Source organism: Ruminiclostridium papyrosolvens C7 (assembly GCF_000421965.1).
In the GTDB taxonomy this organism is placed as follows: Bacteria; Bacillota; Clostridia; order Acetivibrionales; family DSM-1351; genus Ruminiclostridium; species Ruminiclostridium papyrosolvens_A.
Map to the genome: position 1 here is coordinate 280,670 of NZ_ATAY01000020.1, position 19,836 is coordinate 300,505.

Annotated in this window: 23 protein-coding genes; 21 read left to right on the top strand and 2 right to left on the bottom strand. The window is 36.7% G+C overall.

The window, feature by feature from the left end:
• Nucleotides 1-235 precede the first annotated feature (235 nt).
• Genes L323_RS26320 through L323_RS26335 form a run of 4 tightly spaced genes read left to right on the top strand, consistent with a single transcriptional unit; the run spans nucleotide 236 to nucleotide 3,201 of the window.
• Nucleotides 236-796: a tryptophan transporter gene (locus tag L323_RS26320; RefSeq protein ID WP_020814629.1), complete on the top strand. Its 561-nt coding sequence runs from the start codon at nucleotides 236-238 to the stop codon at nucleotides 794-796.
• Nucleotides 789-1,628 (top strand): energy-coupling factor ABC transporter ATP-binding protein, encoded by an 840-nt coding sequence (locus L323_RS26325; RefSeq protein ID WP_020814630.1) that lies wholly within the window; start codon nucleotides 789-791, stop codon nucleotides 1,626-1,628. The genes L323_RS26320 and L323_RS26325 overlap by 8 nt, the downstream gene beginning before the upstream one ends.
• Nucleotides 1,625-2,440 carry an energy-coupling factor ABC transporter ATP-binding protein gene (locus tag L323_RS26330; RefSeq protein ID WP_020814631.1) on the top strand — a complete coding sequence of 272 codons (816 nt, stop codon included), beginning with the start codon at nucleotides 1,625-1,627 and terminating at the stop codon, nucleotides 2,438-2,440. The genes L323_RS26325 and L323_RS26330 overlap by 4 nt, the downstream gene beginning before the upstream one ends.
• Complete coding sequence (locus L323_RS26335) at nucleotides 2,437-3,201, top strand: energy-coupling factor transporter transmembrane component T family protein (protein WP_020814632.1); 765 nt, start codon at nucleotides 2,437-2,439, stop codon at nucleotides 3,199-3,201. Before L323_RS26330 ends, L323_RS26335 begins: the two co-directional genes overlap by 4 nt.
• Before the next feature lie 4 nt (nucleotides 3,202-3,205).
• Here the strand turns inward: L323_RS26335 and L323_RS26340 are convergent, their stop codons facing one another.
• Entirely contained in the window at nucleotides 3,206-4,066 is an 861-nt protein-coding gene (locus tag L323_RS26340; protein WP_020814633.1) for a hypothetical protein, read from the bottom strand.
• A 121-nt stretch (nucleotides 4,067-4,187) separates the two neighbouring features.
• On the opposite strand from L323_RS26340, the gene L323_RS26345 reads away from it, so the two are divergent.
• The 17 genes from L323_RS26345 to L323_RS26425 all read left to right on the top strand — a co-directional run bounded on the left by L323_RS26345 (nucleotide 4,188) and on the right by L323_RS26425 (nucleotide 19,158).
• The gene (locus tag L323_RS26345) at nucleotides 4,188-4,703 is read left to right on the top strand and encodes a hypothetical protein (protein WP_020814634.1); all 516 of its coding nucleotides are present in this window, start codon (nucleotides 4,188-4,190) and stop codon (nucleotides 4,701-4,703) included.
• Between the two features lie 77 nt (nucleotides 4,704-4,780).
• Nucleotides 4,781-5,926 carry an HD domain-containing protein gene (locus L323_RS26350; protein WP_020814635.1) on the top strand — a complete coding sequence of 382 codons (1,146 nt, stop codon included), beginning with the start codon at nucleotides 4,781-4,783 and terminating at the stop codon, nucleotides 5,924-5,926.
• Nucleotides 5,927-5,934: 8 nt separating this feature from the next.
• The gene (yfbR, locus tag L323_RS26355) at nucleotides 5,935-6,525 is read left to right on the top strand and encodes a 5'-deoxynucleotidase (RefSeq protein WP_020814636.1); all 591 of its coding nucleotides are present in this window, start codon (nucleotides 5,935-5,937) and stop codon (nucleotides 6,523-6,525) included.
• Nucleotides 6,526-6,612: 87 nt separating this feature from the next.
• Nucleotides 6,613-7,452 carry an aminotransferase class IV gene (locus L323_RS26360; protein ID WP_020814637.1) on the top strand — a complete coding sequence of 280 codons (840 nt, stop codon included), beginning with the start codon at nucleotides 6,613-6,615 and terminating at the stop codon, nucleotides 7,450-7,452.
• Nucleotides 7,453-7,480: 28 nt separating this feature from the next.
• Complete coding sequence (locus L323_RS26365) at nucleotides 7,481-8,350, top strand: hypothetical protein (RefSeq protein ID WP_020814638.1); 870 nt, start codon at nucleotides 7,481-7,483, stop codon at nucleotides 8,348-8,350.
• A 190-nt stretch (nucleotides 8,351-8,540) separates the two neighbouring features.
• Nucleotides 8,541-9,587, top strand: a complete 1,047-nt coding sequence (gene hrcA / locus L323_RS26370; protein ID WP_020814639.1) for a heat-inducible transcriptional repressor HrcA — start codon at nucleotides 8,541-8,543, stop codon at nucleotides 9,585-9,587.
• A gap of 27 nt (nucleotides 9,588-9,614) precedes the next feature.
• On the top strand, nucleotides 9,615-10,211 hold the full coding sequence (grpE, locus tag L323_RS26375) for a nucleotide exchange factor GrpE (protein WP_020814640.1): 597 nt from the start codon (nucleotides 9,615-9,617) through the stop codon (nucleotides 10,209-10,211).
• Between the two features lie 57 nt (nucleotides 10,212-10,268).
• On the top strand, nucleotides 10,269-12,119 hold the full coding sequence (gene dnaK / locus L323_RS26380) for a molecular chaperone DnaK (protein ID WP_020814641.1): 1,851 nt from the start codon (nucleotides 10,269-10,271) through the stop codon (nucleotides 12,117-12,119).
• Between the two features lie 152 nt (nucleotides 12,120-12,271).
• Nucleotides 12,272-13,411 carry a molecular chaperone DnaJ gene (gene dnaJ, locus L323_RS26385; protein WP_020814642.1) on the top strand — a complete coding sequence of 380 codons (1,140 nt, stop codon included), beginning with the start codon at nucleotides 12,272-12,274 and terminating at the stop codon, nucleotides 13,409-13,411.
• Nucleotides 13,412-13,449: 38 nt separating this feature from the next.
• The gene (gene prmA, locus L323_RS26390) at nucleotides 13,450-14,400 is read left to right on the top strand and encodes a 50S ribosomal protein L11 methyltransferase (RefSeq protein ID WP_020814643.1); all 951 of its coding nucleotides are present in this window, start codon (nucleotides 13,450-13,452) and stop codon (nucleotides 14,398-14,400) included.
• Complete coding sequence (locus L323_RS26395) at nucleotides 14,382-15,134, top strand: 16S rRNA (uracil(1498)-N(3))-methyltransferase (protein ID WP_020814644.1); 753 nt, start codon at nucleotides 14,382-14,384, stop codon at nucleotides 15,132-15,134. The genes prmA and L323_RS26395 overlap by 19 nt, the downstream gene beginning before the upstream one ends.
• Nucleotides 15,121-15,492 (top strand): response regulator, encoded by a 372-nt coding sequence (locus L323_RS26400; RefSeq protein WP_020814645.1) that lies wholly within the window; start codon nucleotides 15,121-15,123, stop codon nucleotides 15,490-15,492. The genes L323_RS26395 and L323_RS26400 overlap by 14 nt, the downstream gene beginning before the upstream one ends.
• A gap of 247 nt (nucleotides 15,493-15,739) precedes the next feature.
• Entirely contained in the window at nucleotides 15,740-16,621 is an 882-nt protein-coding gene (locus L323_RS26405; protein WP_020814646.1) for a YicC/YloC family endoribonuclease, read from the top strand.
• 16 nt (nucleotides 16,622-16,637) lie between these two features.
• On the top strand, nucleotides 16,638-16,916 hold the full coding sequence (remA, locus tag L323_RS26410) for an extracellular matrix/biofilm regulator RemA (protein ID WP_004617885.1): 279 nt from the start codon (nucleotides 16,638-16,640) through the stop codon (nucleotides 16,914-16,916).
• A gap of 9 nt (nucleotides 16,917-16,925) precedes the next feature.
• A complete protein-coding gene (gene gmk / locus L323_RS26415; RefSeq protein ID WP_020814647.1) occupies nucleotides 16,926-17,531 on the top strand; it encodes a guanylate kinase in 606 nt (201 codons plus the stop codon).
• 18 nt (nucleotides 17,532-17,549) lie between these two features.
• A complete protein-coding gene (gene rpoZ / locus L323_RS26420) occupies nucleotides 17,550-17,756 on the top strand; it encodes a DNA-directed RNA polymerase subunit omega (RefSeq protein WP_020814648.1) in 207 nt (68 codons plus the stop codon).
• Nucleotides 17,757-17,769: 13 nt separating this feature from the next.
• Nucleotides 17,770-19,158 (top strand): glycine--tRNA ligase, encoded by a 1,389-nt coding sequence (locus tag L323_RS26425; RefSeq protein ID WP_020814649.1) that lies wholly within the window; start codon nucleotides 17,770-17,772, stop codon nucleotides 19,156-19,158.
• 57 nt (nucleotides 19,159-19,215) lie between these two features.
• Here the strand turns inward: L323_RS26425 and L323_RS26430 are convergent, their stop codons facing one another.
• Nucleotides 19,216-19,803, bottom strand: coding sequence for a PadR family transcriptional regulator (locus L323_RS26430; protein WP_020814650.1), 588 nt, complete (start codon nucleotides 19,801-19,803; stop codon nucleotides 19,216-19,218).
• Nucleotides 19,804-19,836: the final 33 nt, after the last annotated feature.

Consider the following 19,836-nt stretch of genomic DNA (forward strand, 5'->3'; position numbering starts at 1 on the left):
GTAAATAAATTACAAATTGTAATATTTATTGTCTTATATTGACAAGCCTTGCCGACGAATGTTATATTCTTTACAAGTAGAGATGAGAAGAGACGAGTTTAGATTAGATGAGATCAGAAACAGAAAAGGAAGAGTACGCCTGTTGTCTTAATAGGCTGTATTTTGCTTAGCTGCTTAAAAAAATATATGCAAATTCACAACCTCTACTCAAAAAAATATTGATGGAGGTTTTTTTATGGAAAAAAGAGTAGTTCTAAAAGAGAAAAAAGCAGGACTTACTATTTCTGACGTAATTCTTGTTGGTGTGCTACTGGCAACGGGGGCTGTACTTAAGTTCTTTGTAGGCTCTATGTTCAATGCTGGTATGAAGCCAAATTTTATTATTGCAATGTATTGTCTGGCAATTCTTATAATAAAGCCAAAGTTATCTGAAGCTATAATCATAGGTATTATAGCAGGGGCCATCTGTCAGGTTTTCCCGGGTACACCGTACATAAATTTATTAAGTGAGCCCTTGGGTGCTTTTGTAATGGCTGTTCTTATTAGCCTGCCTCTGAAGTTTAAAGCCTATTCATTATTAAAACCCGTATTAGGAACTTTTCTGAGTACTCTGGCAAGCGGCCTTTCTTATCTTGGAGTATTGTATATTGCATTTTATGCAGGTGCGGATGTAGAGGCAATACCCTTCATTATGTTTACAATTATGATACTTTTAACTGCTTTAGTAAATGCAGTAATAGTTCAGATCCTTTATATACCTGTAAAACTGGCATTGGGACGTGGAAAAGATGATTGAGTTCAAGGATTTCTCATTTAAATATAAAACAGGTGAAAAGCCTGCATTGACAATTAAGAATCTCTCTATCCCAAAAGGTGATTTCGTGGGTATCATAGGAAATAGCGGAGCGGGCAAGTCAACCTTTACCTATGCAGTTAACGGAGTTATTCCACATCACTATGAAGGTGATTTTTATGGTGAGGTCAGGGTTAATGGGTGTGATACTGTTGAATCATCACCGACACAGCTGGCATTGAGCGTAGGAAGCGTATTTCAGGATATTGACGGACAAATGGTATCCTCAGTTGTAGAAGATGAGATACTATTTGGTCTGGAGAATTTCGGAGTCCCGAAAGAAGAAATCGATCAGAGAATAAAGGATATACTTAAAATGGTGGGTATAGAAGATTTACGTTATAGAAACATTAATACATTAAGCGGTGGTCAAAAGCAAAAGGTTGCCATATCGGCTGTAGTTGCAATGATGCCTGACATACTGGTACTTGACGAGCCAACTGCAGAACTGGACCCGCAAAGTAGCCTGCAGATATATAACATGTTGAAAATGCTGAACAAAACCCTAAACATAACAATCATAGTTGTAGAACAAAAAATAATGTTGCTCAGCGAGTTTTCCAAGAGAATCATAATTTTGGACAGTGGAGAAATCTATCTGGAGGGGGCACCAAAAGAGGTGCTGAGTGACACGTCCAGATTGACTGATATTGGTGTTAACTGCCCAAGGGTAGCAGCTCTGGCAAACAATCTTAATCAGCTCAAAATATATAATGGACCGGTTCCCGTCAATGTTATGGAAGCCGAAACCATGGTTAGGAGTGTACTCGGGTGATAAAGTTCGACAACGTGTGCTTTGCATATGACAAAAATAATATTCTTAACAATATAAGCCTTTCTGTAAAAAAAGGAGAATTTGTTGCTATTGTGGGCAGAAATGGTGCAGGAAAGACTACTCTTATGAAGCTGCTCAACGGCTTACTGAAACCCACTTCGGGTGTAGTCACCATTGCGAACCTAAATACCTCCGTAACAAGGACAAGTGAGCTGGCAAGGCATGTAGGATTTCTGTTTCAAAACCCCGACAGGCAGATTTGCCGTAACACAGTTAAGGCGGAGATAGAATTCGGTCTAAAATGTATTCTGACAGACAATGCCGATATAGAAAAAAGGTGCAGGAACACAATAGAGAAATTTGGTTTGCTCCCTGACAAGGATCCCTTTTCCATGAGCAGGGGAGAGAGACAGAAAGTTGCACTTGCATCAGTATTGGCTTTGTCGCCTGAAATACTGGTATTGGACGAACCCACTACCGGATTGGACTACAAGGAATGTATGCATATAATGGAAACTATAAATGAGCTGAACGATAACGGAACTACCGTTATCATGGTATGTCATGATATGGAACTGGTAGCTGATTTTGCAGGGAGGATAATTGTGGTGGGTGAAGGTCGTATACTTGATGACGACGTTTGCCGAAGTGTAATGTCCCGTCCGGAAGTATTAAAGGAGGCATCCCTAGCCCCGCCTCAAATAGTGGAGTTAGCTATAAAACTTGGAAAAGGTTTTGAGGATGTATTTACATTGGATGAAATGACAGGAATTATATCACAAAGAGCCAAGAGAGAGGGGTGTATAATGTGAAGGGCATTTTAGAATACAGTCAGGGTGAGACCGTTATACACAGGTTAAACCCTTTATCAAAAATGGTAATTGCTTTTTTACTTTGCTTGAGCAGCTTTGCCAACAATAACATTTATTGTACAATTGGAATTATTGTTGTAAATCTTCTTATGGCCTATCTTGCCGGAATTATTGACAGGGCATTTTCTTTGCTGATTACGCTATTTAAAATAGGAATTGTACTTTTTTTACTGCAGGTCTTTTTCATCAGAACTGGGAATACCCTTTTAAATCTTCCGTTCAATTTATATATTACCGATACAGGCTTGAAATTCAGTATAATGCTGGTTTTAAGACTTGTAGGAGCTACCATGCCTTTGGTTATAATTCTGACAGTTACCAGAATGAGCGATCTTACCAATGTTATGGTACAAAAACTTCATATACCGTATAAATACACCTTTGCATTTATAACCGCCCTGAGATTTATACCCATTTTTGAAAATGAAATGACGGGTATAATCGAAGCCCAGACTGCAAGGGGAGTTGAATTTGATACAAAAAACCCTGTAAAGAAGCTGAAATTGCTGCTTCCACTTTGCGTTCCCCTTCTTATTTCCTCTGTAAAACGGATTGAGGGCAGTGCAATATCTGCTGAATTGAGAGGATTTAATTTAAGAAGAAAGGACAGCGGGTATAAGACATATCGCTTCATTGGTTTGGATTATATTGCCATGCTGTTTTCAATAATGATATTATTGACATGTATTATCATTTTATAAATAATCACCAAGGTTTATCCGGGGGAAATCCAAATGTTTGGACAACTTCAAAAAGATCACTTTTTGCTAAATCGGAAGGTGTCACCAATAAGCCTTTGTTTCCGTCTATATCATAACCATAGTGGTAATATGCCTGCCATATCATTTGTGAGCAGTTCTCTACCTTTGGCTTGGCATCATCGTATCGTTTAGGAGAGCAAATGCCGTATTTTATCCCTGCAAGATTTTTAGCCGCAAAAGATGCGATTTCATCAAGCTTTTTCTGATCAACATTTTTAAGTCTTAAAATCTTAAAGGTTGGAAAGTACTGCCATTTAGATATATCCTGTGTTATGCTGTGACTTCCCGGTGTAAGAGATTCCAGAGTTATTCCCTTCTTGGCGTCAATAACAATACCGCAGTGGCCATGCCTCCAGTAAAGAGTGTAACAAGATTTAGTCAAAAGTATATCCCCATTTTTAACCGGTGCCATTTGGATAAACCTGCTTAAAGAGCCGTTAACAAGGATTGATTCCTGAACAGTAAAAGGGTTCAGCTGTTCTCTGAAGATATTGTTCCTTTTAAAATAGTTATTTTGAATTGAAAGTATTTTTTTATTACCATCGGAGGATAAACGAAACTCATCAATAGCTGTTTTCGAAAGGCCTGTTTGTTTAAATAAAAAAGAATAATCTTCTCTGCTAAGTTTATTTTTCTTTAAAATACATGAAATATTCGCCTGAGGGCCTTTAGGAGTATAGCTGGCATCATAAACGTTTTTCCAGATAAAAATGCAGTATAAACTAATAAGGACACTTATAATAAGTAATAATGACCTGCCTCTCTTTTTAATGGTACTCAACTCCCGTTTTTGAATAATAGGCATATTATTTCCAGTTAAAAAAATAAAATTCGTATCTAAATGAGTCAGACAAAAATAACAAAATTATGTATAATCAATGTAATTAAAAATAAGCTCAATAGAAATAAAAAAAGAGAGGGATATTATGAAAAAAAGTTATTCTTTGGTAGGCACATTACTCATAGGTGCGGGTGCCTTGTTACTGGTTTTAAAAATGCTGTTTGGTATAAATTTTTTGGATTTGAACACAGGAGACTTTTGGGTGTTTATAGTACTTTTAATTGGATTAACTTTTGAGTTCAGTTATTTCTTAACAGGAAGAAAGCCCGGATTACTCATCCCCGGAGGAATAATTACAACTATCGGACTACTGTTTATGTTCGAGGTTGCAACAAATTGGTATTTTGCCGAGTATACATGGCCTGTATATATATTATCTGTAGCTGTTGGATTATTTCAGATGTATTTGTTTTCAAATAGAGAAAAGGGGTTGTTGATAGCAAGTGTGATAATTGCAGGAATTTCAGCATTCTTCTTTGCATGTATGTTCTTTAACACAATATTGACATTTATAAAACCAAGTCTTTTCATTCCGGTGGCACTCATAGCAGCAGGTATTGCCATATTTGCCAGTGGAAAGAAAACAAAGGGACAATGGTAAACTAGGTTATAAATTGTAATGCATACTTTCCTGCAAGAATATGGTATATTAGAGTTAAAGGCCGGAGGTGTGTTTTTATGGTGTGGAGGCAGTTAAGAGAGCAGCAAGAGAATTTGTTGAGTCCCTATGCCGCCAGAAGTGTTAATTCTTTTGGCAGGATAATCAATGAAGAAAAATGTCCTATCAGGACAGATTATGAGCGGGATGGAAACAGAATTCTATACTCTATGGAGTTTCGAAGACTAAGGCACAAAACCCAGGTATTTTTTAACGCAAAGAACGACCACATATGTACACGGATGGAGCACGTATTAAACGTAGGATCAATTGCTGTCACTATAGCCAGAACTCTAAATCTGAATCAGGACCTTACTTATGCAATAGCTTTAGGACATGACCTGGGGCATGCACCATTCGGTCATAGCGGAGAACGTGTATTAAATAAATGCATGAAGAAAGTAAATAAAGAAAGCGGTTTTAAACATGAGCTTCACAGCCTTCGAGTTGTAGAAAAGCTTGCAACACGTATCTCAAAAGAAAAAATACATGAAAAATGCGGTCTGAATCTTACTTTTGAGGTAAAGGACGGAATAGTTTCACATTGTGGCGAAAACTATAATGAATATTCTTTAATAAGAGATTTAGGGAAAACCCCACAATCACTGCGTAATGTCAAAGACAGAGGCCATTTTCCATTCACTCTTGAAGCCTGCATTGTAAGGCTGGTGGATAAAATAGCATATGTCGGCAGGGATATTGAGGATGCCGTACGTGTTAACCTGATGAATATGCATGACATACCCATGGACATAAGGAATGAGTTGGGAAACACAAATGGGGAAATAATAAACACTCTGGTTTGCGATATGGTTGAGAACAGCTATGGCAGGGATTGTATTCAGCTTAGTCCGGAAAAAGGCCAGGCACTTGAAAAACTTATAAACGAGAATGTAAGGTTGATTTACAAGGCCGATAAGATAACCCGGTACGAAAAAATTGCTGAAAATACCCTTGAAGGCTTGTTTGACAGCCTGCTCAACAGCCTATCAGATTTTGAAAGACTTCAGACAAATGAAAATAAGGTTTACAGAATGTTTTATAACTTTATAGCGGACAAGGCATATGATAAGTCTGAAAGTGATGCTCAGAAAGTTATTGACTTTATAGCAGGCATGACAGACCAGTTTGCACAAAGCTGCTTTGAAGAAATATACTGGATGTAGGTGGAAATATGGATGATAAAAGCTTTCATTTTTTTGCATTTCTATCAAGGATGAAGTATATAAATAGATGGGGACTTATGCGCAACACGTATACTGAAAATATACAGGAACACAGTCTACAGGTTGCTATAATTGCCCACGGGCTGGCAGTAATCAAAAACACATATTTTAACGGAGAAGTAAACCCTGAGAGAGTAGCAATTCTTGCAATGTTTCATGACTGCAATGAAATAATAACAGGGGATATGCCTACTCCCATAAAATATTATAACCCTCAGATAAGTAAAATTTACAAGGATATCGAAGATATATCAAAGGAGAAAATCATATCTATGTTGCCTGAGGAAATGGCAGATGAATATTATTCTTTATTCTTTAAAAATCCGGATGATATGAATTGTTGGAAACTTGTCAAGGCAGCTGACAGAATTTCTGCCTATATAAAATGTATAGAAGAAGTCAAGGCCGGAAATAACGAATTCAAAAAGGCCCGGGAAACCATTCTACAAACAATAACGGAGATTGATTTGCCTGAGGTCAGGTATTTCATGGAAAGATTTATACCAAGCTTCAATTTGTCCCTTGATGAGATTGATTAATTTATTGAGACTGTTATATAATTAAGATTGTATTGGAAAAATATAAAAGTATTACATTCTTAATTCAATATCAAAAGGGGCAAAAAAATGACATTTGAAGATAACATAGGTACAAAATGTATTATAAACGGAGAAACCTTGTCGGCTGAAGCACTGAATAAATATTCAGAAGAAAAGTATACAGCTTGCTATGAAGTTATACGTATAATAAAGGGAGTTCCGCTATTTTATGATGATCACTTTACACGTCTTAAAAGTTCTGTACGAAAGACACTAAATGAATTGAAAATAACAAAAAATGAATTGAGGACTCAAATTACTGAGCTATGTGGGCTAAATGATTTGGCAGACTGCAATGTGAAAGTATTGGTGCTTCTCTATCAAAAAGAGCAGATTATGCTACTGCATATAAACAAGTTCTACTATCCTTCACAAGAGGAATATGATAGTGGTGTAAAGTGTTGTACCGTCAAGCTCAAGAGAAGCAATCCAAGTATCAAAATGATTAATACTTCATACAAGGCAGAAATCAAGCGGGTTGCAGAAGAAAATAATGCTTTTGAAGTGCTTTTGGTAGATGACAACGATAAAATAACAGAGGGCGGAAAATCCAATGTTTTTTTTGTAAAAGGTGACAAAATATATACATCTCCCGAAGAATATATATTGAAAGGTATTACTAGACAATATATAATTGATGTTTGTGTAAAACTTGGATATGAAGTTATAGAGACATTGATTGGTGTTGAACAGTTAAGTAATTTTGATGCAGCTTTTTTAACTGGTACGTCCATTAATGCAATGCCGATAAAAATAATAGACGGGTGCATATTGAATTCGTCGGACAATATTGCAACTCAAAATGTTATGAAAGGTTATAACAGTCTTATATCGGCATATATTGAAGGCAATAGCAATAAGAAATAGAAGAATATATTAATTTGGGAGGTTAGGTATGAGATACCTTGAAAACGCATTTAAATTTACGTTTAAGAACTTTTTAATAACGATTCCATTGCTAATAGCTATGGCAATACCGAGTATGATCATGGGTGTGGGATCCTTAGGATTTTTATTTAATATTAAGAATTTTGAACAGATATTTGAACAAATAATTAACAATAACGGGGCATTTATTCCATCGTACAATATGTTCCTCAGCTTGTATGGGCCTGCAATGATTATAAGTATGATAATTTCAACGGTTTTGACTCTGGTTCTAACTATTCTGGTTTATCCTGCAACATACGGAATGATAAATAAAAAGTATGAGACAGGTACTTCAACTCTTAGTGATATGACATCTTCCATGACAAAGTATATCGGAAGATTTGTACTCTATGGATTATTAAAAATTGCTCTTTGGATAGGAATGGTAGTTGCTTATTTAATACTTGTTGCAATTGCAGTTGTAGTAATAACAGTGGTTTCAAATGTTGCAGGTGCAATATTGATGGTACTGTTTACTTTGGCTTTCATAGTTGCGTGTGTAGCGCTTAGTGTATACACTTCACTGTGGTTTACATCAGTTTGCGTAGAAGATACAGATATACTGACAGGATTGAAAAATTCATTCCGTTATGTTTCAGGTAATTTTTGGTCAATTTTAGGTATCAGTATTCTTATAAGTATATTAGGAACAATTGCTGGATCAATAATAGGATTGGTGGTTGGATGGATTCCTATTATTGGAGGAGCTGTATCGTCGATAGTATCATATCTTGCCCAATTCATAACAATTGTATTTTTCTTTGAAATATACCGTGAAAAATCAGGAAAGTATGCTTGTGCGGAATACTACAAACAAATGAACGGCGGAATTTAAAAATAACTATTTGAAATACTAAAAAAGACCTTGTATCGGAATGTATATATTCTGTGCAGGGTCTTTTAGATTTTATAATTTATTACCGAATATTACAAGAAAAATACTTGACAAACAAATATGCTAATGTTATTTTTAGTATATAATTAGCACTCAACATTAAAGAGTGCTAACAAGAGGGGTGATTATAATGCTACTTGACGATAGAAAATTGAAAATACTGCAAGCAATTATAGATGATTATATATACTCTGCTGAACCTGTAGGTTCCAGAACTATTGCCAAGAAGCATGAACTTGGTTTAAGTTCGGCTACAATTAGAAATGAAATGGCTGATCTTGAAGAAATGGGGCTTTTGGAACAGCCATACACATCGGCAGGCAGAGTTCCTTCCGATAAAGGGTACAGGCTTTACGTTGATCAACTGATGAAGATAAATGAACTAACAGAAAGTGAAATAGAGAAAATCCGGAGTGATATGAACATTCGGATAAATGAACTTAGTCAGCTTATAAGGAATGCATCAGCGGTTATGTCCAGATTTACCAAATATACTTCTATGGCGATAACCCCTCATATGAAACGAAGTGTATTAAAAGCTGTTCAGGTGGTACCTATAGAGCCTGGGAAAGCATTGGTAATTATTGTTACGGATGCTAACGTTGTAAGAAATAATCTGATAAGAATTCCTGAAAGTATTACTCCCGATTTCTTAATTCAGATTTCAAATATGCTAAACGAGCAGTTAAAAGGCTTTACTTTGGAAATGCTAAAATCGGACATATTAAATGAAAAGTTTGAAAAACTGAATTCATTGCCTTATGGATTAATTAAACCAATCCTAGACGGAATAGAGGATTTGATTAAGACCATTGATAAGCCGGAAGTATATCTTGAAGGAGCAACAAATATTCTGAATTTTCCGGAGTTTAAGGAAGTTGATAAGGCCAAGGAGTTTTTGAATATACTGGATGAAAAGAAATTTGTATCTGACCTTCTTACAAATAATTCAAATATAAATAATGAGATAATTATTCACATAGGAAATGAGAATGCTATAGAAGGTATAAAGGATTGCAGTTTGGTTACTGCATCCTATAGTGTAGGTAATCACGTAATAGGAACAATAGGTATTATCGGGCCAACCAGAATGGAGTATTCAAAGGTTGTGTCATCTATGAATTATATAAGGAATAAAATCAATCAAGAGATTCTTAAACTCTTGGATAATGGATAGTATAAATAAGGAGGTAGTATTCAGGTAATGAAAAAAGAAAAACATCCAAAGAATGCAAACGAAAACACTAAGGAAATGAATGCTGAAGAAATCAACAAAGGAGCAGAAAATCCGGAGGTATCAGGGACTTCTGATGTGAAGGGTGATGAAACAGTAAACACGGAGATTGAGGAACTAAAAGCAAATTTGGAAGAAAAGGCAAAACAATGTGAAGATTTTAAAAATATGGTTCAGCGTACAGCAGCCGAGTTTGACAACTATAAAAAAAGAACGATCAAGGAAAAGGAAGCCCTTAGCCTTGATATAGCAATAGACACTGTAAATACCTTCCTTCCGGTAGTAGATAACCTCGAAAGAGCTTTGAAAGCCGCAGAAGACATGGAAAATAATCCATTGAAGGAAGGCGTTGAAATGGTTATGAGACAGTTGAAGGATTGTCTCGACAAATTAGGAGTTGAAGCAATAGAGGCGGTTAATAATTCTTTTGACCCTGAACTCCACAATGCCGTAATGCATGTAACAGATGATGAAGTCGGTGAAAATATTGTGGTTGAAGAATTTCAGAAGGGTTATACAATGAAGGGTAAAGTAATTAGACATAGTATGGTAAAGGTTGTAAACTAACACAGTAGTTTAAAAATAAAAAAACGATTAACAAATATATTAAGGAGGGTATTATTTATGTCAAAAGTAATTGGTATAGATTTAGGTACCACAAATTCATGTGTGGCAGTTATGGAAGGCGGTGAGCCTGTTGTTATTGCAAATCCGGAAGGAAATAGAACTACGCCTTCTGTTGTTGCATTTTCAAAAACAGGTGAACGTATGATAGGGCAAGTCGCAAAAAGACAATCTATCACAAATCCGGAAAGAACAATTATTTCAATAAAGAGAGATATGGGAACAGACCGTAAGGTTGATATAGATGGTAAGAAATATTCACCACAGGAAATATCTTCAATGGTTCTTCAAAAGCTTAAGTCGGATGCAGAAGCTTATCTTGGTGAGACAATAACTCAGGCGGTAATTACTGTTCCTGCTTACTTTAGTGATGCTCAAAGACAAGCAACAAAGGATGCCGGAAAAATTGCGGGATTGGAAGTTCTGAGAATTATAAACGAGCCTACAGCAGCAGCTTTGGCATATGGTCTTGACAAAGAGCATGACCAGAAAATAATGGTTTATGACTTAGGTGGAGGAACCTTCGATGTATCCATACTTGAAATAGGTGACGGCGTATTTGAAGTTCTTGCAACACACGGTAATAACAGGCTTGGTGGAGACGACTTTGACCAGAGAGTAATAGATTTCCTTGTTGATACATTTAAAAAGGAAAGTGGAATAGATCTTAAAAATGATAAGATGGCAATGCAGAGATTGAAGGAAGCAGCTGAAAAGGCAAAAATAGAACTTTCAGGTGTAACTTCATCAAATATAAACCTGCCGTTTATAACTGCTGATGCAACAGGACCAAAGCATCTTGATGTAACACTTACACGAGCAAAATTCGATGAAATTACAGCTGATTTGGTTGAAAATACTATGGGTCCTACAAGACAGGCTATGCAGGATGCAGGGCTTACACCAGACAAGATAGACAAAATTCTATTAGTTGGTGGTTCTACAAGAATTCCTGCAGTTCAGGAAGCAGTAAAGAAATTCTTAGGAAAAGATCCTTTCAAGGGAATTAACCCTGATGAATGTGTTGCCGTTGGTGCTGCGATTCAGGCGGGTGTATTGACAGGTGATGTAACAGGACTTCTCCTTCTGGACGTTACACCATTATCACTGGGGCTTGAAACACTTGGCGGAGTATTCACAAAGCTGATTGAAAGAAATACAACAATTCCTACCAAGAAGAGTCAGGTATTCTCCACAGCGGCAGACGGACAGACAAGTGTTGAGATTCATGTATTGCAGGGCGAAAGAGAAATGGCTCAATACAACAAGTCTCTTGGAAGATTCCAGCTTACAGGTATTCCATCAGCACCAAGAGGTGTACCACAAATTGAAGTTACTTTTGATATAGATGCAAACGGTATAGTTCATGTATCCGCAAAAGACCTTGGAACAGGTAACGAACAGAAGATAACAATAACTGCTTCAACTAATCTGTCTGATTCTGATATAGACAAGGCTGTAAAAGAAGCAGAAAAATTTGCTGCGGAAGACAAACAGCGTAAAGAAGAAATCGATGTTAGAAATAATGCAGATTCCTTGGTTTACCAATCAGAGAAGTCATTAAAGGATCTTGGCGATAAAGTATCTGCTGATGACAAGTCAAAGATTGAAAGCGGAGTAAACAAGGTAAAGGATGCCCTTAAAGGTACTGACACCGAAGCAATAAAGAAAGCTACCGAAGAACTGCAGCAGTCCTTCTATGATATATCCTCAAAAATATATCAACAGACTCAAGGAGCACAGGCAGACCCTGAAGCAGCCGGGTTTGGAGGACAACAGGGAGCAGCTGGAGCAGCACAGGATGATAATGTTGTTGATGCAGACTATAAAGTAGTTGACGATGATAAATAAATATATAATAATGTATAGGGGCTTAAAAAGCCCCTATAGCATTAACAGCACTAACAGCATAATGTTTTTATAAACGCCAAAGCTTACATAATACAGCTCTGGCTTATTTTAGGTTGCTGGTTTGCTGTGTAATGAGACGGGAGTTGAATTGGATGGCAGAAAAAAGAGATTATTACGAAGTATTGGGCGTTGAGAGAAACGCTTCTGATGCTGAACTAAAAAAAGCATATAGAAATCTTGCAAAAAAGTACCACCCGGACGTCAATCCGGGAGATAAGACTGCAGAAGCTAAGTTCAAAGAGGTAAATGAAGCCTATGAGATTCTTAGTGATTCTCAGAAAAGGGGCAGGTACGACCAGTTTGGTCATGCGGGAACAGACCCTAACGGATTTGGCGGTGCAGGAGGTTTCAACTCTGATTTTGACTTTGGTGGAATCGGAGATATATTTGAAACTTTCTTTGGAGGCTCAGGCTTTGGAGGCAGAAGCAAAACAAGAAGAGGTCCTCAAAAGGGTGCTGACATTAAATACTCTATGGAGATCAGCTTTGAAGAGGCTGCTTTCGGTATTGAACGGGAAATAAATGTAAGCAAAATGGAAGTATGTTCAAAATGTACCGGGTCAGGAGCCAAACCCGGAAGTAACGTAACAACCTGTAGCCATTGTAACGGAACAGGGCAGGTTCAGATAAAACAAAACACTCCATTTGGGCAATTCATAAACACTAAGACCTGTGATGCATGTAAAGGTGAAGGAAAGATTATTACAGAGCCTTGTCCCGCTTGTAACGGAAAAGGCAGATTGAGGAGTACAAAGAAAATAAAGATAGATATTCCTGCGGGAATTGATGACGGTCAGACCATTTCATTAAGAGGTGGTGGAGACCCTGGATTAAAAGGTGGCCCAAACGGTGATTTGTATGTTAACATCCGTGTAAAACCTCATCCTCTATTTTCAAGACAGGGAAATAATGTTGTATGCGATGTACCAATTACATTTACACAGGCAGCGTTAGGTGCTGAATTAGAAGTACCTACTCTTGACGGAAAAGTTAAATATACTGTACCTGAAGGAACTCAAACAGGCTCTGTTTTCAGATTAAAGGGCAAAGGAATACCTTATTTGAGAGGGAATGGCCGCGGGGACCAGTATGTTAAAGTAAATATTGAGGTTCCGAAAAAACTCAATGACAAACAAAAAGCATTGCTGAGGGAATTTGCCGAAATTAGCGGTGATGAATCCCATGAGCAGAGAAAAGGCTTTTTTGACAAAATGAAGGATGCATTTAAATAATTAAGAATTTTACTGCTCATGGAGGCAAACGGATAAATATGAAATGGTATGAAATAAGGGTAAGTACTACTGACGAAGCAAGTGATGCGGTTTCCGAAATGCTTACGACAATGGGTGCCGGAGGCGTAGCTATCAAGGACCCTTTTGATATAAAAAAAGAAATATTAAAGCCAAATACTCTGGACTATGCAGATGATGAATTCCTTGAATCATTAGGTGAGGATGTTATTATACAGGCATATTTCCAGAGCGGAAATAATATAGACGAGCTATTAAAGAAAATAAAAGATGGATTGGGGAATATTTCCCAATTTTTGAATATTGGAAAAGGTCTTGAGGGATATGGCGAAGTAGATGATGAGGATTGGTCTACAGCTTGGAAAAAGTACTATAAGCCCCTTCAGCTAACAGATAGAATAGTAATAAAACCAACCTGGGAAGATTATAGTCCCAAAGGTGACGAAATAATAATACAAATGGATCCCGGAATGGCCTTTGGAACAGGGACTCACGAAACAACGCAGATGTGTTCTATATTGCTTGATAAGTACATGAAGGATGATACAGAGGTTCTTGATATTGGCTGCGGAACAGGTATTCTTTCAATAATAGCAGCGAAACTTGGTGCAAAAACAGTTGAAGCTATTGATATAGATGAAGTTGCTGTGAAAGTTGCCAAGGAAAATATCGAGTTGAATCAGGAAATGTCAAAAATATCGGCATACAAGGCTATATTGTCTGATTTGAAGCAGGAAGAACATAAATACGATATAATAGTAGCTAATATAATAGCAAATGTAATTATTGACTTGTCCTCGCATATACCTTATTATTTAAAAAAGGAATCCTTGTTTATTACTTCAGGTATTATCAAAGAAAGGAAACAGGAAGTAATAGATGCGTGTGAAAAAAACGGGATGTCACGGATAGAAACCCTTGAAATGGGAGAATGGGTGGCAATGGTGTTTAAATGTCCAGATACTTTGTAGAAGAAGCTCAAATAGCTAATGGCAGAATTAACATAACCGGTGAAGATTTTCAGCATTTAAAAAAAGTGCTAAGGGCTCAGATAAAGGACGAAGTAACTGTGTGCTGTGGAGGATTTGACTACACAGCTGAAATAGAAACAATAAATGATAGTTCAATTTTGTGTGTAATAACAGATGTAAATAAAAATTTTACAGAATCGCCATTAAAAGTTACCTTGTTTCAGGGCTTGCCAAAGTCGGACAAGATGGAGTTAATTATACAGAAATGTGTTGAACTTGGAGTATGGGAAATAGTTCCTGTGATTACAGAACGTTGTGTTTCAAAGATAAATACTGATAAAGATGCTAAAAATAAGCTTGCGAGATGGCAAAAGATAGCAAGAGAGGCAGCAAAGCAGTGTAATAGGGGAACGATTCCCAATATTCTCTATCCCATAACCTTTAAAGAAGCTGTTGAAATGGCGTCTCAAGCAGAACTGGCAGTTATACCTTATGAGAAGGAAAGTGCGGTTGGGCTTAAAAATATTGTACCCCGGTATGAAGGAATTACCAGTGGAAGTATTATCATTGGTCCTGAAGGTGGGTTTGAAGAAAAAGAAGTTCAAATGGCTGAAGACAGAGGGGTTAAGAAGATATCTCTGGGGCCAAGAATCCTACGCACGGAAACTGCCGGAATGGTAGCTTTATCACTTTTGATGTATGAATTAGGAGATGTGTCTAATGGGAGAACTTAAATTTGTTGTTGTTGACGATGCAGTATTTATGAGAACCTTAATTAAAAGAATGATTGAAGAAAATACAAACTATCATGTAGTAGGTGAAGGTGCCAATGGCCGTGAAGCTATAGAACAGGCAAAGCGCAATCAACCTGATATAATGACTCTTGACATCACAATGCCAGAGATGGATGGAATTATGGCTATAAAGGAAATATTGGAAGTAAGTCCTGCTACCAAGATAATAATGGTTTCGGCAATGGGGCAGCAGGCTATGGTAATAGATGCAATAAAAATGGGAGCCAAAGATTTTATTGTTAAACCCTTTGATAAAACCAGGGTTCAACAAGCAATCGAAAATGTTATAAATCTCTGATAATATGTCTATTATATAAATGGGGGATAATGTCCTCCATTTTATTTTTTATAAATTTTAAGTGATAACACATTATTACAGTAAACGTTGAAACAAATTAAAAACACTAGTAAATTGAAGTAAATTGATAAAAATATATGAAAAATAGTAATTTATCCTTTAAATTCTGCAAATTTGTGTTATAATACTAAGCGGGATTAATAGTTATATTTTGGGTTAAATTTTATCCCAGTTACCGGAGGCATATATGGTTAGAAGTATGACAGGTTTCGGTAGAGGAACCTTTAGTGATAATGGCAAAGAATTTACTGTAGAAATAAAAACTGTAAACCATCGTTATATTGATTTTTATATAAAATTACCGAGACAGATTGGTTATCTTGAGGAAAGAGTCAGAGAAGTAGCTTCTCAAAACCTTTTTAGAGGTAAAGTAGATATATTTATATCATTCGAAGACCGCTCAGATAATTCCAGAAGTGTTACACTTGATGAGCCACTGGCAAGTGCTTACATACAGGCAGTTGAAAAGCTCAAGGAAAAATATAGCTTGAAGGACGACTTGAGTGTATCACTTATTTCCCGTTTTCCGGATGTTTTAAGAATAGAGAAAAATGAAGATGATGAAGAACATTTATGGTCTGTTCTTAAAAAAGCATTAGACTTGGCAATAACTTCGCTTCTCCAAATGAGAGAAAAAGAGGGAAATGAACTGAGAAATAGCCTACTTCAGAAAGCTGATTATATGGAAACCATTATATCAGATATTTCCCAAAGAAGTCCTCAGGTTGTCACTGAATATAAGCAAAAGCTGGAGTACAGAATAAAAGAATTGCTGAATCAGCAAACAGTAGATGAAAACAGGATTGCAATGGAAGTGGCAATATTTGCTGACAGGTGCGGTGTAGATGAGGAATTGGTAAGACTGGGAAGTCACTTAACACAGTTAAGAGATATATTAAATATAAAGAAACAGCCTATTGGAAGAAAGCTTGACTTTTTGGTTCAGGAAATAAACAGAGAAATAAACACAATCGGTTCAAAATCAAATGACATAATTATTACAAAGAACGTTCTGGAATTAAAGAGTGAAGCAGAAAAAATAAGAGAACAAATTCAGAATATGGAATAGATATCAGGAGGATTGTATGAAGCTTATAAATATTGGCTTTGGGAATATTGTTTCCGCTAACAGACTTGTAGCAATTGTAAGTCCGGAGTCGGCACCAATTAAAAGAATTATTCAGGAAGCAAGAGACAGAGGTATGTTGATTGACGCAACATACGGAAGAAGGACAAGAGCAGTAATAATTACCGACAGTGACCATATAATATTATCAGCGGTACAGCCCGAAACAGTAGCTCACAGATTAAATACCAAGGACAACGATGACAATGAAACTGATGAAGATTCAGTAACCGAGTAGGAGGAGATCATGCAACAAAAAGGCCTTTTAGTTGTAGTGTCCGGACCTTCAGGAACAGGAAAGGGTACGGTATGCAAAAAGTTGTTGTCTCAAAGGGATAATGTAAGGTATTCTGTCTCAGCTACTACCAGAATGCCACGTGAAGGTGAAATCGAGGGCCAGAGCTATTTCTTTGTTTCGGAAAGCAAATTTTTGGATATGATAAAGAATGATGCCCTCATTGAGTGGGATAAGTACTGTGACAATTACTATGGTACACCAAAGTCATATGTTGATTCCTGCATGGAAAACGGTATGGACATAATATTGGAAATAACCGTTGAAGGGGCTCTTGAAATAAAGCAAAAGTACCCTGATTCCGTACTTATATTTATTCTGCCGCCGTCCTTTGATGAATTAAGAAGGAGAATAGAGTGCAGAGCTACAGAGTGTACTGATGTTATAGAAAAAAGATTGCAAAAGGCTGCAAACGAAATTAAATATGTATCAAAATATGACTATTTAATTTTGAATGACAGTGTTGATGAAGCTGTTTTGAATATAGAAAAGGTTTTAGATAGCGAGCGGTTAAAGCCGTCCAGAAATACTGAAATGATAGAGAGCTTATTCAAGTAATACGGGAGGTATTATATTATGATTTATCCTTCAATTAACGAATTGATGAAAAAGGTAGACAGCAGGTACACATTAGCAGTTGAGGCTGCAAAAAGAGCAAGACAATTAGTAGACGGGGCAAACAAATTGACTAAGTTTAACTCCGATAAAGAAGTTACTATTGCTATACACGAGATAGCAGAGGATAAAATAACATATGTTAGAACAAAGAGCGGGATAAAATAGGGGGCGTTGTAAAGTGGCAGCTGAAAAGACAATGGAAAAAATAGTTGCATTAGCTAAAAACAGAGGGTTTGTTTACCCTGGTTCCGATATATACGGAGGACTGGCAAATGCATGGGACTACGGTCCTCTTGGCGTAGAGCTTAAAAATAACGTAAAAAAAGCCTGGTGGCGTAAATTTATACAGGAAAGTCCATACAATGTAGGAGTTGACTGTGCAATACTTATGAACCCTCAGGTATGGGTGGCATCAGGCCACGTAGGCGGTTTCAGTGATCCTTTGATTGACTGTAAGGATTGTAAAACACGTCACAGGGCAGATAAGCTTATTGAAGATTGGAATGCAGAAAACAATATTGAATTCAGAGTTGATGGTCTGAAAAATGAAGAATTAATGCAATACATAAAGGATAAAGGTGTAAAATGTCCTGATTGTGGATCTGCAAACTTCACTGAAATCAGAAAGTTCAACCTTATGTTCAAGACTTTTCAAGGTGTTACTGAAGACTCAAAGGCTGAAATATTTTTGAGACCGGAAACTGCACAAGGTATTTTTGTTAATTTCAAGAACGTACAGCGTACAACCAGAAAAAAAATACCTTTTGGTATCGGACAGATAGGTAAGTCTTTTAGAAATGAAATAACACCCGGTAATTTTACATTCAGAACCAGAGAATTTGAACAGATGGAACTTGAATTCTTCTGTGAACCCGGAAAAGACCTTGAATGGTTTAAATATTGGAAGGATTTTTGTTATAACTGGCTCCTAAGCCTGAATATGACAAAGGAAAATCTGAAGCTACGTGACCACGAAAAGGAAGAACTTTCACATTACAGTAATGCAACTACTGATATTGAGTTCCTTTTCCCATTTGGTTGGGGAGAGCTTTGGGGAATTGCAGACAGAACTGACTTTGACTTGAAACAGCACATGATTCATGCAAAAGATGACTTGTCATACTTTGATCCTACTACAAATGAGAAGTACGTTCCATATTGTATAGAGCCGTCTTTGGGTGCTGACAGAGTTACACTGGCTTTCCTGTGTGATGCTTATAACGAAGAGGAAGTTGCAGAGGGTGACGTAAGAACTGTTTTAAAATTCCATCCTGCTATAGCACCTGTAAAGATAGCTGTTCTTCCGCTTTCAAAGAAATTGGGCGAAGAAGCAGAAAAGGTTTACCATATGTTAACTAAGACCTATTACTGTGAATATGATGAAACAGGAAGCATAGGTAAGAGATACAGAAGACAGGATGAAATAGGAACACCATATTGTATTACTTTTGACTTTGATTCACTTGAAGATAAGAGTGTTACAGTAAGAGACAGAGATACAATGCAGCAGGTTAGAATCAAAATTGAAGATCTTGCGGCATATTTTGAAAATAAATTTGAATTTTAATAATAGAGTGTATGGAAAAGCAGGCATTTTACAATGCCTGCTTTTATAGTTATTAATCTAATTTTCCTGAAATCGTTTAAAATTATCATGGATACAGTCAATTTCCTGATTTCGACTATATATCTCTCGAATCCATTTGCACCACTTTATTGATAATTTTACGTCACATATTGCTTTCTCAAGCAGCAAATAAGAGCCGAATCCCTGTGATTTAAAGGAATCAAATTTATTGTTAACACCGGATGTCAGCTTATTCAGAGACTCAGTGTATCTAATAAGCTGCTTTTGGTACTTTTCTTCCATTTCACTAATTAACTTTTCAATAGTTGAACCGTCAAAACCTTGTATGCAATAGATTTTTAGCATCATTTCATCTTTTCGAACCGCTTCATCAGTTGGTGACGAAATCCAATTCTTGAGAACTTCTCTGCCGGTATCCGTTATTTCGTAAACTTTCTTATCAGGCTTGCTATTTTGGCCAACAATCGTATATGTAACGTATTGTTTTTCCTCCAGTTCAGCAAGCAATGGGTATATTGCACTGTGGGTAGTACGCCAGAACTGATTCAGCTTAAGCATTAAATCATATCCGGTCATTGGTTCGGTTGATAAAAAACTAAGTAACCCATAAGATAATTTGTTCATATGCAATCCTTATCCAATATGTCAATATTGACA

What these genes read in the sequence shown, in the direction of transcription:
- L323_RS26400 (WP_020814645.1), top strand. Translation starts at nt 15,121, where the DNA reads ATGGGAGAACTTAAATTTGTTGTTGTTGACGATGCAGTATTTATGAGA.
- dnaK (WP_020814641.1), top strand. Translation starts at nt 10,269, where the DNA reads ATGTCAAAAGTAATTGGTATAGATTTAGGTACCACAAATTCATGTGTG.
- L323_RS26360 (WP_020814637.1), top strand. Translation starts at nt 6,613, where the DNA reads ATGACATTTGAAGATAACATAGGTACAAAATGTATTATAAACGGAGAA.
- hrcA (WP_020814639.1), top strand. Translation starts at nt 8,541, where the DNA reads ATGCTACTTGACGATAGAAAATTGAAAATACTGCAAGCAATTATAGAT.
- L323_RS26350 (WP_020814635.1), top strand. Translation starts at nt 4,781, where the DNA reads ATGGTGTGGAGGCAGTTAAGAGAGCAGCAAGAGAATTTGTTGAGTCCC.
- dnaJ (WP_020814642.1), top strand. Translation starts at nt 12,272, where the DNA reads ATGGCAGAAAAAAGAGATTATTACGAAGTATTGGGCGTTGAGAGAAAC.
- L323_RS26405 (WP_020814646.1), top strand. Translation starts at nt 15,740, where the DNA reads ATGGTTAGAAGTATGACAGGTTTCGGTAGAGGAACCTTTAGTGATAAT.
- prmA (WP_020814643.1), top strand. Translation starts at nt 13,450, where the DNA reads ATGAAATGGTATGAAATAAGGGTAAGTACTACTGACGAAGCAAGTGAT.
- remA (WP_004617885.1), top strand. Translation starts at nt 16,638, where the DNA reads ATGAAGCTTATAAATATTGGCTTTGGGAATATTGTTTCCGCTAACAGA.
- L323_RS26325 (WP_020814630.1), top strand. Translation starts at nt 789, where the DNA reads ATGATTGAGTTCAAGGATTTCTCATTTAAATATAAAACAGGTGAAAAG.
- L323_RS26430 (WP_020814650.1), bottom strand. Translation starts at nt 19,803, where the DNA reads ATGAACAAATTATCTTATGGGTTACTTAGTTTTTTATCAACCGAACCA.
- L323_RS26340 (WP_020814633.1), bottom strand. Translation starts at nt 4,066, where the DNA reads ATGCCTATTATTCAAAAACGGGAGTTGAGTACCATTAAAAAGAGAGGC.
- grpE (WP_020814640.1), top strand. Translation starts at nt 9,615, where the DNA reads ATGAAAAAAGAAAAACATCCAAAGAATGCAAACGAAAACACTAAGGAA.
- gmk (WP_020814647.1), top strand. Translation starts at nt 16,926, where the DNA reads ATGCAACAAAAAGGCCTTTTAGTTGTAGTGTCCGGACCTTCAGGAACA.
- L323_RS26365 (WP_020814638.1), top strand. Translation starts at nt 7,481, where the DNA reads ATGAGATACCTTGAAAACGCATTTAAATTTACGTTTAAGAACTTTTTA.
- L323_RS26395 (WP_020814644.1), top strand. Translation starts at nt 14,382, where the DNA reads ATGTCCAGATACTTTGTAGAAGAAGCTCAAATAGCTAATGGCAGAATT.
- L323_RS26320 (WP_020814629.1), top strand. Translation starts at nt 236, where the DNA reads ATGGAAAAAAGAGTAGTTCTAAAAGAGAAAAAAGCAGGACTTACTATT.
- L323_RS26345 (WP_020814634.1), top strand. Translation starts at nt 4,188, where the DNA reads ATGAAAAAAAGTTATTCTTTGGTAGGCACATTACTCATAGGTGCGGGT.
- yfbR (WP_020814636.1), top strand. Translation starts at nt 5,935, where the DNA reads ATGGATGATAAAAGCTTTCATTTTTTTGCATTTCTATCAAGGATGAAG.
- rpoZ (WP_020814648.1), top strand. Translation starts at nt 17,550, where the DNA reads ATGATTTATCCTTCAATTAACGAATTGATGAAAAAGGTAGACAGCAGG.